This window comes from Paraflavitalea devenefica, assembly GCF_011759375.1.
In the GTDB taxonomy this organism is placed as follows: domain Bacteria; phylum Bacteroidota; class Bacteroidia; order Chitinophagales; family Chitinophagaceae; genus Paraflavitalea; species Paraflavitalea devenefica.
This window is the reverse complement of record NZ_JAARML010000005.1, coordinates 490,163-505,395: the sequence shown is the minus strand read 5'-3', so window position 1 is coordinate 505,395 and position 15,233 is coordinate 490,163. Positions and strand designations below refer to the sequence as shown.

Sequence of the window (15,233 nt, the reverse complement as noted above, 5' to 3'; positions counted from 1 at the left end):
GCCACACAAACCTATTCCATACAGGAGGGCAGGGGAAATCCGTTTGACGTATGGACAGTTTTGAGGGGCCTGAGGACAAAGATGGAATCATTTGTTTATCTGCCTCGCAACCAATAATTTTGCGTCGCCCGATGAAACTTTAGTGCAGTCGGGAGTATAATAATAAAACCAAGAAACCGGATGGCAAGATTAATAGCATTTCGTGAAGCGCTGCGCGAAGCGATGAGCGAAGAAATGAGAAGAGATCCTAATGTATTCCTGATGGGTGAAGAAGTGGCAGAATACAATGGCGCTTACAAAGTGAGCCAGGGTATGCTGGACGAGTTTGGCCCTAAAAGGGTAATTGATACCCCCATTGCCGAACTGGGTTTTACCGGTATCGCAGTAGGCGCCGCCCAGAATGGCCTGCGTCCTATTGTAGAGTTCATGACCTGGAACTTCGCTGTACTGGCTTTAGATCAAATTTTAAATACCGCTTCTAAGATGCTGGCAATGAGCGGCGGACAAATTAGCTGCCCCATCGTATTCCGCGGACCTAATGGCTCTGCCGGCCAGTTGGGCGCCCAGCACTCTACCGCTTTTGAAAGCTATTATGCCAATATCCCCGGTATTAAAGTAATTTCTCCCTCCAACCCATACGATGCCAAAGGTTTGATGAAATCGGCCATCCGTGACAATGATCCGGTGATGTTCATGGAAAGTGAGGTGATGTATGGTGATAAGGGGGAAGTACCTGAAGAGGAATACCTCATCCCTATTGGCAAGGCCGATGTGAAAAAGCAGGGCCGCGATGTGACCATCGTTTCCTACAACAAAATGATGAAAGTAGCCCTGGGCGCTGCTGCCGAGCTGGAAAAAGAAGGCGTCAGTGCAGAGGTGATTGACCTGCGCACCATCCGTCCGCTGGACTGGCAGACCATCGTGGAGAGCGTGAAGAAAACCAACCGCCTGGTGATCGTGGAAGAGCAGTGGCCTATGTGCTCTGTATCTTCTGAAATTGCGTACCGCATCCAGAAGGAAGCTTTCGATTACCTCGATGCCCCCATCCGCCGTATCACGGCTGCTGACGCACCGCTGCACTATGCCCCGAACCTCGTAGCGGCTGCACTGCCTGATGTGCCCCGCACAGTGAAGTTGGTGAAGGAAGTAATGTACCTGCAGAAATAAGAACAACAATCGTTATCATATAGGTCCCGGAGCAATTGCTCCGGGATTTTTTTGCCCCATAGGGGCTATCGCTTTGTAGAAAACAAGGCATGTTTAAATCTGCCCCGTAGGGGCTACCCTTGGTAAATCGATTGCGCAAAATATCAGGATACCTGCTCAATTAACGTAATATCAGTATCTTCCATTTTCCAAACAATTCGCTATGATCAGACTAACGCTTGCCTTCGTATTCGCCATCATTACCTGCACCGGTTTCAGTCAGTCTGGCTATACACCTTCCCCCAAAAACATGGAATCCCGTAAGTGGTTCGACAGTGCCCGCTTTGGCATGTTCATTCACTGGGGCGCTTCCAGTGTGCTGGGACATGGGGAATGGGTAATGAACCAGCGCAATATACAGGTGCCGGAATACCGCCGGCTTATCAATATCTTCAATCCCATCAGCTTTGATGCAAAGACCTGGGTGAGCACCGCCAAAAATGCCGGTATGCAATACATCACCCTCATTACCCGCCACCACGATGGGTTCAGCTTGTGGGATACCAAACAGTCTGACTGGAATATCATGGGCACCCCTTATGGGAAAGATATTGTGAAACAGATGGCAGATGAATGCCATCGCCAGGGCGTGAAGCTATTCTTTTATTACTCTCTGCTGGATTGGTACCGCAGCGATTATCAATATGAAACAGGCCGTACCGGTAAAGGCACCGGCCGTACGGAAAAGAGCAACTGGCCCGGCTATATCAATTTCATGAAAGCCCAGCTTACGGAATTATTGACCAATTATGGAGAGGTGGCCGGCATCTGGTTCGATGGCCACTGGGACCAACTGGAAAATGACCACAATAAAAAGGCTGTATCCAAAGTAGACTGGAAGTATGACGAAATATACAGTCTTATCCATCGCCTGCAGCCGCAGTGTATGATCAGCAATAACCACCACCTTACACCCATACCGGGCGAGGATTTCCAGGCCTTTGAAAAAGACCTGCCCGGCGGTAATACAACCGGCTTTGGCGGAGCAGCTGTATCCAAACTGCCACTGGAAACCTGTGAGACCATCAATGATTCCTGGGGCTTTAATATCACCGACCGCAATTACAAATCCAACCAAAAGCTGGTGCAGTACCTGGTAAAAGCAGCGGGTTATAATGCCAACTTCTTATTGAATATCGGGCCGATGCCCAATGGTGTTATCCAGCCGGAGTTTACAGAGCGCCTGGCTGCTATGGGCCAGTGGCTGAAGACCTATGGCGAAACTATTTATGGCACCAGGGGAGGATTTATTACGCCACAAAGTTGGGGCGCAGTAACAGAGAAGGGCAACAAAGTGTACCTGCATTTACTGGAGGCGCCCGAAGAAAAGCTCTTCCTGAAGATTCCTTATAAGATCAAATCCATCAAAACCTTCATGGGCAAAACACCGGTGAAGTACCAGGTATTGGCGGATAGCTATGTAGTGATTGACACCAAGGCAGTACCAAAAGAGGAGTATGATACCGTGCTGGAGGTAGAGGTAACACGATAATAGGGTTCACTCAAAGTAAGCACAAAATGCCGGTGATTGTCACCGGCATTTTGCTTGCTATAGGGTCATCCGACCTATTCAATAATTTTGATTGCTGAAGAACAAAGCATTAAAAAAGCGTAAACGGCGGCTAATAAAATACCTCCAACGAGGGTTAAACGCATAACAGTTTTGCTGACAGAGGGACTCTGAATGTTGAGCTGAGCCTTCATAGGGACATTTTTAGATTAAATAATAGTTTTTTCAAAGGATGATGCTGGTACTAAAGTAATAAACAGGGACAGTCTATGCAATAGGACTTTTACGAATCGTGCTCCTGTACAGGATAACCCTTATGTCACCAGCGGCGTAACTGCTGTTGGGTGAAAGTCCACTCCGGCGTTTCTATAACCTGTTCATTATCTGCTTTATACCAGGGGCTCAGGCGCTGATCCATAGGATTTTTTAAAATGTGAATGCTTTGTGCCGGCATATAGCTCTGCGCCAGCAGGTAGATCTTTTCGCCGGCCTTGTTAATGGCTACATCCATGACCATTACAGCATGCCCCGGCGATCCTCCTTTAATGATCACATCACCAGGCTGAATGTCGCCAAATACCGGCACGCGTTTCAATTGTTTTTCCAGGGAAAGGGTGCCACACCAGGCATATACCTGCTCCAGGTATTTTTCAAAACGTGGCGTATCAGCTCCGGCAGGACAGATGTACTTCTTGCCATTGTTATCTGCAAACCAGATACGGCTGTACAAACCGCGGCGATAAAAGAACTCCGCCCGTAACCGCATGACCGCATCGGCACATTGCTGCAGGTCTTTTTTACCAATGGGTATATCCAGTACGGCATACTGGGCAGCCTGATTGCCTTTCAAACGTCCGTCATACAGGTATACTTTATTGTCTGTTTTCAGCGGTAATTGTCGCAACCATTGGGCAAAAGAACTGTCGCCGCCATTCATACGGCTATACCCGGCCGGCAGGGCAATATTGGCTACTTTTTGTAGTGTAACAGGGCTTCCGGTAGCAGCAGGAGCCGGTTGGCTCCCTCTTTCCTGGCAACTGCTCAAAAACGGCAGGATAATTGACAAGAGGAGAAGAGAAAAATTAGCTGGCCGGCGGTCAGTACATATCATTACTTTTGGGTTTATCTTGCGTAGATGAACAGGCTTTAATTTTCCATAGAAAAAGACAGTTAAGCATATGTCAAACATATTAATTATCGACGACGAAAAGGCAATCCGTAAAACGCTGAGCGAGATACTTTCCTATGAAGGCTATAAAATTGATGAAGCAGGGGATGGTGAGGAAGGACTCAAGAAGTTCAAGGAAAAAAGCTACGATGTAGTATTATGCGATATCAAAATGCCCAAACTGGATGGCATTGAATTCCTGGACAAGGCCCGGGAAGCGAACCCTGATGTACCTGTAATCATGATCTCCGGCCACGGTACTATTGAAACAGCCGTAGAAGCAGTAAAGAAAGGCGCCTATGACTATATTTCCAAGCCACCAGACCTGAACCGCCTGCTGATCACCATCCGCAATGCCATGGACAAAACCAACCTGGTAGCGGAAGCCAAGGTGCTGAAGCGTAAGGTGAGCAAAGTGGAGGAAATGATCGGGGAGTCTGGTCCCATTGCACGTATTAAAGAAACCATTGATAAAGTGGCTCCCACAGATGCCCGTATCCTCGTAACCGGCGAGAACGGGGTAGGTAAGGAGCTGGTAGCTCGCTGGGTGCATGAAAAAAGTAACCGGGTATCAGGTCCGCTGATCGAGGTTAACTGTGCGGCCATTCCCAGTGAGTTGATCGAAAGTGAGCTCTTTGGCCATGAGAAAGGGTCTTTCACTTCTGCCGTTAAACAGCGTATCGGCAAGTTTGAACAGGCGCATGGCGGCACCCTCTTCCTGGATGAGATTGGTGATATGAGTCTCAGCGCGCAGGCCAAGGTATTGCGGGCCCTGCAGGAAGGGAAGATCACCAGGGTAGGGGGCGATAAGGACATCAATGTGGATGTACGGGTCATTGCCGCTACCAATAAGGACCTGTTACAGGAAGTAGATGAAAAGAATTTCCGCCTCGACTTATACCACCGCCTGAGTGTGATCATCATTCACGTGCCATCACTCAATGACCGCCGGGATGATATTCCTTTACTGGTAGATAAATTCCTGGGCGATATCTGCGCCGATTATGGCATTACCAAAAAGGGTATTGAGCCGGATGCACTCGATGCGTTGAAGCAACATAACTGGACTGGTAATATTCGTGAATTGCGCAACGTGGTAGAACGTCTTATCATCTTATCGGGCAAGACTATTGTAAAAGAGGATGTGGAGACTTATGTACTACCGAAGAAATAGCATCGGGCTTTCTATCCTTCCATCAATCCCGACAATGCTTTCTTCAATTTAGCTTTCCACGACCGGGGGAAGTTTTCTTTTATCCATAGCTTGATCCTGCCCTTGGTGGTTTTACGCGCCAGTTCCCGGTAATGGTTCTCATGCATATTGGCATAGTAACACACTTTCTTCCGGGTGGTTTCATAGCCTTCTGTTACCAGGTCTTTGCGGTAACCCTGGAAAAGCTCCATCAAAATAGGGAAGTCGGTTTCGGTATACCTGTTCTGCTGATCGGTGAAGAGCTTATTGCCGGTGATGTGCACATTGCTGAAGTGGTAAATGGCCAGGCCATAGGTCCCATTTACCATCACCTTGTTGTTGACCTTTGTGATGGCGCGTTCCATCAGGTTCCAATAGCCCACATTATAGCCGGGATGTTTTACCACCAGCACCTTGTCAAAGAACACCGGCGCCAGGATAATCCATTTCTGATCATAAAATAAACCTGCCTTCCAGTCTACATAACAATAATGCCGCAGGCGGTCGCGCCACCAGGTAATAAACCGGAGTGTATTTTCATTAACGGCAACCGAGATCAGGCCGAGGTTATACGTGCCGGTCGCCAGGTAAGATATTTCGTCGGGCGACTTACCATCGAAAGGCTGGGGTTGCAGCAGGTGGGGAAACAGCAGGATATCACCTTGTTGATGCAGGCTGGTAATCTCTTCCAGCTTTTCATAGATCACCATGTCCGGGTCAATGAACAGAATATGTTCTGCCTGGGGATATTTACGGGCAAAGTATTCGAGGAAAAAGGGCTTCAGGGCATTCTTGATATCACTGACGGCATAATGAATAGCCATGCCTTCCAGGTCTTCAATGCCTGCTTCGTCACAGGGAATTACCTGGTACCCTTCATACCAGGGCTCCAGGTCTGTCTCCCGCCGGTCGCACAGGCCAATAAAAAAGGTATAATCCGGGTTGTGTGCCTTCAATGAATTGCCCACTACCCGGGCCAGCGACAGAAAGCTATTGGTACATATCGTGAACGCGATCCTCATTTGCCGCCCAAGATAGTAGAAAAAATACTCTATAAGAAAGGGAATCTTGCACTGCACCAATAATTTATATATATTGCCGCCTCCTAACAACCGACAGTAACATTCCTCCTTCATGAAGAAGCTCATCAAAGCAATCAACTTATTCTATTTTTTTCTCAAATTTAAAAGCTACCGGATAGCCCATTTTCTGGCCAAAGACAGCTTTCCCCTCGAAAGGGTGCAGGAGATTTCCGTTAAGGAGGGAAAGATAGTGATCAATAAAACCGGGCAGGCTTTTGCCATTGAACAAATAGCGCCCTGCCGTTTCAGCTTCGACCTGTTGCTGGACATTGCGCAGCACGACAAGGTAAAGATTGATAATACAGGCAAGGAAGTGTACATCACCTGGGAGCAGGTAAAGATCAGGGCCAATTCATTCGAGAACTACTACGTGGCCAGCGAGCTTTTTATTGAGGGATTGTACAGCCTGCATTATAATAAAAACCTGGTGGTATGTGATGTGGGCATGAATGTGGGCGTGGCCTCCCTGTACTTTGCCAATATGGGTAATGTGCAAAAGGTATATAGCTTCGAACCCTTCAAGGAAACTTATGACGCAGCGGTAGACAACTTCAAACTCAATCCCGCCATCAGCCATAAAATAGTGCCTTATAACCTCGGCGCAGGCGGCAGCACTTCCGAACTGGTCATTCCTATCAGCAATGTAGACAGCGCTACCAAGAGCACCACCGATTTCTTCCTGGAGCGCATTGATACCGATACGGCTCATACCATCACGGTACAGATCAGGGATATCCGGGAAGTGGTGCAGGAGATATTCAGCAAACACCCTGCAGAAGAGTTGTTCCTTAAATTAGATTGCGAAGGAGCGGAATATGAAATACTCGAAAAGCTCCATGAGAGCGGACTGCTGGCGAAGATCAAAGTCATCATTATTGAGTGGCACTTCAAGGGGTATCAGTCACTGGAAAAACTGCTTAGCGCCAATGGCTTCAGCAGTGTTGTATTCCCGCGTCCCACCAAGGCCATCAGTGATATGGGCATGATCTATGCCTTCAAGATGCAATAAGGCTATTCGAGGCTTGCAGCCTCGAATCACTATTTCGTTGCCTCCGGCAACACAAGTGCACCTTCATTAGCATCAGCCAAACTTCCTAGGTTCTCCGCGGAGTCTCCCGCAGGGGACTCTGCGGACTAAGAATATCAGCCAAACTTCTTCAATATCTTCCTGGCCCGTGAATGGAAAGCCGCCGTTTCATGCGGCCATTGTTCTTCAATGATCAGTTTCAGTTCCGGGATAATATCGGGGTAATCATCCGCCAGGTGTTCCAATATCGTTAATGAGAAGGCTTTAACCGCCGCAGGCTGGGTAGGAGAGGCGATAAACTCAAAGCAGGTATTCATTACAGGGCCCTGGTAGCGTTCGGGGATCTTTATATCCTGCAGCAGGCGTACAATATTCCGGGTTACTGCATTGTGTACACGGGGATTCTTCAGTAAGGTCAGCAGTTTTTCGAGGTGGGGGAGTACAAAGGAAGGATTTTCCTGTGCACAGTAGCTCAGTGGCCAGCCGGCCCTTTGCTGTATGAGGGCATCACCGGTTAAAAATACTTTCATCAATTCATTGAACCGCTTCTTGTCATGGCCTACATACTGCACAATCCGGTCGGTTTGTGCTTTGGAATGTTGCTCCAGGATGGCTGCTTTAAGATCCACTCGTCTTTATTAGTTTTTTGCGGGCAAAACCAAACAGGTCCTTATAACTCTGGATCATGTATTTGCCAATATTCCTGACCTCTACATGCACATACTTCTTCAGGATAGCCAGCAGTACAAAACAAGATACGATATTGAATACAATTGTTGCATAGGCGGCGCCCATGCCGTCAAACTTATGCAAGGCAATATAGGTAGCCACCAGATTAAACAGGGTGAGGCCGACACTTACATAAAAATTCGCCTGCGGTTTTCCGATAGCATCGAGCGTGGAGCCAAACTGGAAACCGAGTGGCCGCACCAGGCTGAAGAGGATGGTCAGTTGCAGGATGGGGATAGCATCGTAATATCCCGGGCCGGCCAGCACATAAATAATGAATTTGGGAAACAGGAAGATGAACAAGGATACCGGTACAATCAATGCCAGGATGGTACCCATCATGCGTTCAAAATAATACTTCACCTTGCCCAGCCCGTCCGTTTCCAGCGTTTGCACGTTTTTGGGAAACAATACATCGGCAGCAGCCAGTGAGGGCACATCAATCATGTTATTGATACGGCCTACGATGTTGTAATAAGACACATAGTGTTTGCCTATATCCGGAGGTAGTATATTGGCCGTTACAAAGTGATCAAATGTGCGGGCCATATTGGAGAACAGGTTCGTGCCGAAAATATACTTGCCAAAGTGGAACATGCCGCGCATGATCTTGACATCATAATGGAAACCGCGCAAGCGGTAAGAAGCTGTAGACCGGAACAATACCAGTACACCGGCCAACAGGGCGCCGATCTGTACCAGCACCAGGTTCAGCAGGGTAAGGTGTTCGGGGTATACAAACGTGAGCAGGATCACCCCCGTAAAAAAGATCGCCTGGCGTACAAAGTAGGCCCAGAAGATCTTCGGGAACTGGTAATGCGCCTGCAACAGCACCTCATAGTGGTTATAAGGGATCAGCAGCATTACGAAAAAGGCACTCCAGGCCAGCATGGGTATCAGGTCATGCATTTTGAAAAAATGCGCCAGCCAGCCGCCCCCAACGGTGAACAAGAGGATAGCCAATGCAGAGCATAAAATATTGATCACAAGGGAGGAGGATTGCACCTCCTTCTTTTTATCTGCATATTCGGTCAGTCCCAGGAACTTGATGGTAGGGTTGCGCAACAGGCCCTGTTTGATGGCTTCAAACAATGAAAGAATGGTTACATACATGGCCCATACGCCATTCGTTTCCACACCATGGTCCTGTTTGGAAAATCCCCGGACAAGCACAATAAAGGAAACGGCTCCAAAAAAGAAGAGGGAAAAACGTTGTAATAGGGTATAAAAAATGGAATGTAACCAAAAGGATGATTTCAAAAACTTCAAGTGGACTTACTTTGGGCGTGAAATTAACATATTAATGAATAGGTAGTTAGTGGAAACTACGCAACCTTGGATTTCTATCAGTCCTATGGCAGTCCCCTCGTAGTTCCATAGTAGTCCCCGGGCAGTCCCATAGTAAAGGCAAGGGAGAAGTAAGGCAATAGTAAGGGAGAAGTAAAGGAGTAGTAAGAAAACAGGGATCAAATGCAGGTGGGATGCGGGTTTATATTATTTCCGATTGGCAAACTCAATGCCATGGCGGCTTTGATCAAAAAGAGGTTTTTATAATATTGCTTCCCAAACATAGAAATAGGCAGAAAAGGCCTTTTTGTAATATACGAAAAATTATCCCTCACCGGATCCGGTGAAACCCGTTTGGCAGAAAAACAATTAACTTCCGGCTCTGCTCAAACTGTAAAAGATGAAAGCTATTTATGGTATCTTATTGGTCGCTTTAAGCGCCTGCACCTCCAAAAATGGAGTAGTTGTCTTCCAAAGTGATTTCGGGGTAAAGGACGGCGCTGTGAGCGCTATGAAAGGCGTGGCTACGGAAGTAGACCCGGGCCTGAAGCTGTATGACCTTACCCATGAGATCCCCGCTTATAACATCTGGGAGGCAGCTTACCGGCTGCAGCAGACGGCGCCTTACTGGCCGGCCGGAACGGTATTCGTATCGGTGGTAGACCCGGGCGTAGGTACCGGTAGAAAGTCGGTGGTGGCAAAAACACGCACTGGACAGTATTTCGTAACACCCGATAATGGCACGCTTACACTAATAGCAGAATCTATTGGTATAGAATCCGTAAGGGAAATTGATGAAGAATTAAATAGAAGAAAAGACTCCCGGAAATCCTATACCTTTCATGGGCGGGATGTTTATGCCTATACCGGCGCCCGCCTGGCCGCCGGCGTCATCAGTTTTGAAGAGGTAGGCCCGCTGTTGGGCGACTCGGTAGTGAGGATTCCCTACCAGAAACCGGTGCTGAAAGGGGATACCCTGGCAGGAAACATACCTGTTTTGGATATTCAATATGGGAATATTTGGACGAACATTAACGACTCGATATTCAATAAATTACAGCTTTCACCTGATAAAAAAGTGCAGGCAATAATCACTTTCCGGGACTCCGTTGTATTCAACCGGCCGGTGCCGGTGGTCAGCACTTTTGGCGCTGTTCCGGAAGGGCAGCCCCTGGCTTACCTGAACAGCCTGATGAACTTTTCCCTCGCACTTAATATGCGGAGTTTTGCCGATTCCTTTCATATCAGCAGCGGGCCGGAATGGAAGGTAAAAATCGTTCCCGTGAAATGATCCCAAAGGCTTTCGTATTCAGGTCATTGTTCTTCTCCACAATCGTGGAAAAGTGAGGTCAAAAAACACTGATTTATAACGGGTATTCCGGGGTAAATAGGGTAAATTTGCCACCCATCGCGATCCGTCATCCCGACGGACATAAAATGGATAAAATCAGCTAAATACAGCTATGGAAGAGAATCTCACACCATTAGAAACGAATGATCAGAACCGGATCGTACCCGTGAACATTGAAGAGCAGATGAAAACCGCCTACATTGACTATTCGATGTCGGTGATTGTAGGTCGTGCCTTACCCGATGTGCGGGATGGATTAAAACCGGTTCACCGGCGCATCCTGTATGCGATGAATGAAATGGGAGTTACTTATAACAAGCCGTATAAGAAATCTGCCCGTATTGTAGGAGATGTGTTGGGTAAATACCACCCGCATGGTGATAGCTCGGTATACGACGCCATGGTGCGTATGGCGCAGGACTGGAGCATGCGCTACACCCTGGTTGACAGTCAGGGTAACTTCGGTAGCCAGGATGGCGATGGACCGGCGGCCATGCGTTATACGGAAGTTCGTCTCGAAAAAATGGCAGAGGCCATGCTGGAAGATATTGACAAGGAAACAGTGGATTTCCAGCTCAACTTCGACGACTCGATGAAAGAGCCAACCGTATTGCCTTCCCGCATTCCCAACCTGTTGCTGAATGGTTCCAGCGGTATTGCGGTCGGTATGGCCACCAACATTATGCCGCACAACCTTTCTGAAGTCATTGACGGCTGTATCGCTTACATTGACAAGCGCGATATCACGGTGGAAGAAATGATGAGCTATGTGAAGGCGCCCGATTTCCCTACCGGTGGCATCATCTACGGTATGGAAGGCGTGAAAGCCGGTATGTACAGTGGGCGCGGACGGGTAGTATTGCGTGGCCGGGTAATGCTGGATTCCAAGCCCAGCGGCCGGGAGCAGATCATCATCACCGAAGTGCCTTACCAGGTAAACCGGGATGCTTTATGCGACCGTATCGGTCAACTGGTGAATGAAAAGATCGTGGAAGGCATCGCCCACGTCAACAATGAATCCAACGAAAAAGAAGGTACCCGCATCGTGGTAGACCTGAAAAGGGATGCCATCGCCAATGTGGTGATCAACCAGCTTTATAAATACACCGAATTACAAACCTCTTACGGCATCAACAATGTGGCGCTGGTAAAGGGACGTCCCAAGATCCTGAGCATACGCGATATGGTCACGGAGTTTGTGGAGTTCCGCCATGAAGTGGTAGTGCGCCGTACGGAATTTGAACTGAGGGAAGCGCAAAAGAAAGCGCATATCCTGCAGGGCTACCTCATCGCCCTGGATCACCTCGATGAAGTGATCGCCATGATCCGCGCCTCTGCTACGCCGGAAATCGCCAAAGACAACCTCGTGAATGCAGGCTGGGGACTGGATGAGATCCAGGCCAAGGCCATCCTCGAATTACGTCTCCAACGCTTAACCGGCATGGAACGTGAGAAGATCAAGGAAGAATATGAAGAGCTGATGAAGCTCATCGCTTACCTGCAGGAACTGCTGGGCAATGAAGGCATGCGTTACGATGTGATCAAAAAGGAGCTGCAGGAAATAAAAGATAAATTCGGCGATGCACGTAAGACCGAGATCACTTACCTCGATGATGAAGTAAGCATCAAAGACCTCATCAAGGAAGAGGATGTGGTAATCACCATTTCCCACCTTGGTTATATCAAACGTACTTCCGCTACAGAATACCGCGCCCAGAAGAGAGGCGGCCGTGGTGTGATCGGCGGCCGTACCCGGGAAGAGGATTACATCGAACACCTGTTCGTGGCCTCCACCCACCATACCATGCTGTTCTTTACGGAAAAGGGACGCTGCTTCTGGCTCAATGTATACCAGATCCCCGAAGGAGAGAAAACCAGCAAGGGAAGGGCTATCCAGAACATGATCCAGTTGCCGCCGGATGATAAGGTGCGCGCCATCATTGACGTCAAAGACCTCGAAGACAAAGACTTTGTCAAGAGCCACAATATTGTACTTTGCACCAAGAAAGGTGTTTTGAAGAAGACCGAACTGGAAGACTTCAGCAATCCCCGTAAAACAGGGGTGAATGCCATCACGATCCTGGATGGCGATGAACTGCTGGAAGCAAAGATGACAGATGGCAATTGCGAGATCATGCTGGCTGTAAAAAGCGGCCGCGCCATCCGTTTCCCGGAAGCAAAAGTAAGGGCTACCGGCCGTGGCGCCATTGGTGTGGGCGGTATTGAAATAGAAGATTCCAATGATGAAGTGATTGGCATGATATGTGTCGGCAAGGACGACAAATCCCGTACAGTACTGGTGGTAAGTGAAAAAGGGTACGGCAAACGTACAGCGATAGATGAATACCGGATCACCAACCGTGGCGGTAAAGGTGTAAAGACCATCACTGTTACTGATAAGACCGGTCCGTTGGTGGGCATACTTGATGTAACGGAAAAAGAGGACCTGATGATCACCTGTAAAAGTGGTGTTACCATCCGGATGCCGATCAAGGGGGTTAGTGAACAGGGAAGGGCTACCCAGGGCGTAAAACTGATCCGCCTGAATGACGGGGACGAGATCGCCGCTATTACCAAACTGGATGAGGATGATGAGGAAACGGCCGAAAATACAGCCATTGTCCCCGCTGCTGAAGCCGGTACTGCCGGATTAAATAGCGATGAACAGGCAACCGGAGATACAGAAACCGCATCTGAGGAAAGTACTGACAACCCATAAAAACCAACTATCACTTTAAACTAATAAAAGCAAACAATGAAAAAAGTATTGCTGATCGTATTGCTGGCCGCTACAGGATCTGGTCTGTATGCCCAAAAACTGGATAAGGCTAAAGACCTGCTCGGAAAGAAGAAACTGACCGAGGCAAAAACCGAGATTGATGGAGTGCTGGCTGTTGAAAAGAACCAGACTCTTTCAGAACCTTATTTCCAGAAAGCCAAGATCTACCTGGCTATCAGCAAGGATTCAACCCTGAAGGCCAGCGTACCCGATGCCCGGGAAGCAGCTTTCCAAGCGATTAAAAAATACCTGGAAATAGAGAGCAAGGAAAAAGATGAGAAGAAAAGATACCTGCTGATGACCTTTGAAGGTAACCAGCCGCTGATAGATGTGTATTCCGGTTATTCAAAAGATGGCGCTACTTTCTATAATGCCGGCAACTACAATGAAGCATTGAACAACTTCAAGAAGACCCTCGATGTATTTGATGTACTGGCCGAAAGAGGTATTGTACCGATGAAGCTGGATACCACAACTACTTTATACGCAGGTATCTCTGCTGAAAAAGCCAGCAAGCCTGATGAGGCTGCTGTTTATTATGCTAAAATCGCAGAAGCCAAAGCCAAAAGCGAAGGTTTTGTAGAGATCTACAAATGGCTGGCCGCTCACTATCGTGAGAAGAATGATATAGCTACCGCACAAAAGTTCTCTGCACTGGGTAAAGAAGTATATCCCCAGGATTCTTTCTGGACAGGTTTTGACCTCGAAATGCTGAGCGATAAAGGCTCCAAAGCGGATCTGTTCAAGAAATATGAAGAGGTGATCAAGGAAAATCCGGACAATCATATCTTCCTGTTCAACTATGCTGTTGAACTGTACAAAGAAGGTTACCAGGAAGACGTTACCAAGCGTCCGGCCAATTCAAAAGACCTGATTGCCAAGGCTGCTGAAATGATGAAACGTACCCTGGAAAAGAAGCCTGATTATGCCAATGCCAATATGGTAATGGGACAGATCCTGTACAACCAGGGTGTTGACATCAATACCGAGAACAAGGCTATCCGTCCGCAAGGCGGCACCAAACTGACGCCCGATCAACTGAAAAAGAAAGAAGAACTGCGCCAGGAAGTAGTAAAGAAATTTGACGAAGCCACTCCGTATTTTGAAAAGGTTGATGAGCTGCTGGACAAGCAAGGCAAGCTGAAAATGGAAGACAAGGAAATCCTGAAGAATGCCCTGGACCTGTTGATCACGATCAATGAAGAAAAGACCAGTCAACTGGAAACAAAGCGGAACGCGGCTGAAACCAAGAAGGCAACGGCTGAAATGAAGCAATACGACGCGGATATCAAGAAGTTACAGGAAAAAACAACCCTGTACACCGAGAAATTCAACAATGTAGACCGCAAACACTAATAAGTAAAACCTTTTAGCAGCCCCAAAACAGGCAGCTAAATCGGGAACTTGTTAAGAATAAATTAAAGGAACCCTCGTTAATTACGAGGTTTTTTTTATTTTTAAGTGGATTCCTAACCTTTAAATCAACGTGACCATGTCAACCTACAACGATCTGCTGCTAATCGTGTTTATTCTCGTCACGGTACCATGCTTTACGTATTGGATGGGCTACCGCAGTGGCGAGAAATCGGGCGAATTAAGAGTGTACAAGGACATTCATGACAAAAACCATGTAGACCTGGAAGCCACGCCGACATTATCCGATTCACCGGCCTGAAGCACCTGGTTTGCATACTGACCAACAGCAAAGAGATCATTACACCAAGAAACTAATTTCACGAAGAGGCAAGGCTCAAAGCTTTGCCTTTTTTAGTGCCCGGAATGGGCAGGGGGTGCTCTAAGGATTGTCTGGGAGTGGCCAGGGAATGGTCTAAGAGTGGTCTGGAACAGTACTGTGTATAGAGCTATCCCAGTGCTATCTGAATACTTTCTTAGTGCTATCGC

11 protein-coding genes are annotated in these 15,233 nt (G+C 47.8%); 7 read left to right on the top strand and 4 right to left on the bottom strand.

Annotation, left to right across the window (positions count from 1 at the left end; genetic code table 11):
• Positions 1–180 precede the first annotated feature (180 nt).
• A complete protein-coding gene (locus HB364_RS26785) occupies positions 181–1,167 on the top strand; it encodes a pyruvate dehydrogenase complex E1 component subunit beta (protein WP_167291492.1) in 987 nt (328 codons plus the stop codon).
• 202 nt (positions 1,168–1,369) lie between these two features.
• Positions 1,370–2,698, top strand: a complete 1,329-nt coding sequence (locus HB364_RS26780) for an alpha-L-fucosidase (RefSeq protein ID WP_167291491.1) — start codon at positions 1,370–1,372, stop codon at positions 2,696–2,698.
• A gap of 337 nt (positions 2,699–3,035) precedes the next feature.
• Here the strand turns inward: HB364_RS26780 and HB364_RS26775 are convergent, their stop codons facing one another.
• Entirely contained in the window at positions 3,036–3,761 is a 726-nt protein-coding gene (locus HB364_RS26775) for a DUF4846 domain-containing protein (protein WP_208420109.1), read from the bottom strand.
• Between the two features lie 133 nt (positions 3,762–3,894).
• Between HB364_RS26775 and HB364_RS26770 the strand changes: the two genes are divergently transcribed.
• Complete coding sequence (locus HB364_RS26770) at positions 3,895–5,058, top strand: sigma-54-dependent transcriptional regulator (protein WP_167291489.1); 1,164 nt, start codon at positions 3,895–3,897, stop codon at positions 5,056–5,058.
• A gap of 11 nt (positions 5,059–5,069) precedes the next feature.
• Here the strand turns inward: HB364_RS26770 and HB364_RS26765 are convergent, their stop codons facing one another.
• Positions 5,070–6,098: a hypothetical protein gene (locus tag HB364_RS26765; RefSeq protein ID WP_167291488.1), complete on the bottom strand. Its 1,029-nt coding sequence runs from the start codon at positions 6,096–6,098 to the stop codon at positions 5,070–5,072.
• 112 nt (positions 6,099–6,210) lie between these two features.
• Here HB364_RS26765 and HB364_RS26760 point away from each other — a divergent pair, with 112 nt between their 5' ends.
• Positions 6,211–7,167, top strand: a complete 957-nt coding sequence (locus HB364_RS26760) for an FkbM family methyltransferase (protein WP_167291487.1) — start codon at positions 6,211–6,213, stop codon at positions 7,165–7,167.
• Between the two features lie 134 nt (positions 7,168–7,301).
• Here the strand turns inward: HB364_RS26760 and HB364_RS26755 are convergent, their stop codons facing one another.
• Positions 7,302–7,814, bottom strand: a complete 513-nt coding sequence (locus HB364_RS26755) for a hypothetical protein (protein WP_167291486.1) — start codon at positions 7,812–7,814, stop codon at positions 7,302–7,304.
• Positions 7,804–9,183 carry an oligosaccharide flippase family protein gene (locus HB364_RS26750; RefSeq protein WP_167291485.1) on the bottom strand — a complete coding sequence of 460 codons (1,380 nt, stop codon included), beginning with the start codon at positions 9,181–9,183 and terminating at the stop codon, positions 7,804–7,806. The genes HB364_RS26755 and HB364_RS26750 overlap by 11 nt, the downstream gene beginning before the upstream one ends.
• 418 nt (positions 9,184–9,601) lie before the next feature.
• Here HB364_RS26750 and HB364_RS26745 point away from each other — a divergent pair, with 418 nt between their 5' ends.
• From HB364_RS26745 to HB364_RS26735, 3 genes are all read left to right on the top strand, one after another.
• Positions 9,602–10,492 (top strand): SAM hydrolase/SAM-dependent halogenase family protein, encoded by an 891-nt coding sequence (locus HB364_RS26745; protein WP_167291484.1) that lies wholly within the window; start codon positions 9,602–9,604, stop codon positions 10,490–10,492.
• 172 nt (positions 10,493–10,664) lie between these two features.
• Entirely contained in the window at positions 10,665–13,271 is a 2,607-nt protein-coding gene (gene gyrA, locus HB364_RS26740) for a DNA gyrase subunit A (RefSeq protein WP_167291483.1), read from the top strand.
• A 36-nt stretch (positions 13,272–13,307) separates the two neighbouring features.
• On the top strand, positions 13,308–14,687 hold the full coding sequence (locus HB364_RS26735) for a tetratricopeptide repeat protein (RefSeq protein ID WP_167291482.1): 1,380 nt from the start codon (positions 13,308–13,310) through the stop codon (positions 14,685–14,687).
• Positions 14,688–15,233: the final 546 nt, after the last annotated feature.

Excerpts from the sequence above, each read along its gene's own strand:
- HB364_RS26785 (WP_167291492.1), top strand. The coding sequence starts at position 181 with ATGGCAAGATTAATAGCATTTCGTGAAGCGCTGCGCGAAGCGATGAGC.
- HB364_RS26780 (WP_167291491.1), top strand. The coding sequence starts at position 1,370 with ATGATCAGACTAACGCTTGCCTTCGTATTCGCCATCATTACCTGCACC.
- HB364_RS26770 (WP_167291489.1), top strand. The coding sequence starts at position 3,895 with ATGTCAAACATATTAATTATCGACGACGAAAAGGCAATCCGTAAAACG.
- HB364_RS26765 (WP_167291488.1), bottom strand. The coding sequence starts at position 6,098 with ATGAGGATCGCGTTCACGATATGTACCAATAGCTTTCTGTCGCTGGCC.
- HB364_RS26760 (WP_167291487.1), top strand. The coding sequence starts at position 6,211 with ATGAAGAAGCTCATCAAAGCAATCAACTTATTCTATTTTTTTCTCAAA.
- HB364_RS26745 (WP_167291484.1), top strand. The coding sequence starts at position 9,602 with ATGAAAGCTATTTATGGTATCTTATTGGTCGCTTTAAGCGCCTGCACC.
- gyrA (WP_167291483.1), top strand. The coding sequence starts at position 10,665 with ATGGAAGAGAATCTCACACCATTAGAAACGAATGATCAGAACCGGATC.
- HB364_RS26735 (WP_167291482.1), top strand. The coding sequence starts at position 13,308 with ATGAAAAAAGTATTGCTGATCGTATTGCTGGCCGCTACAGGATCTGGT.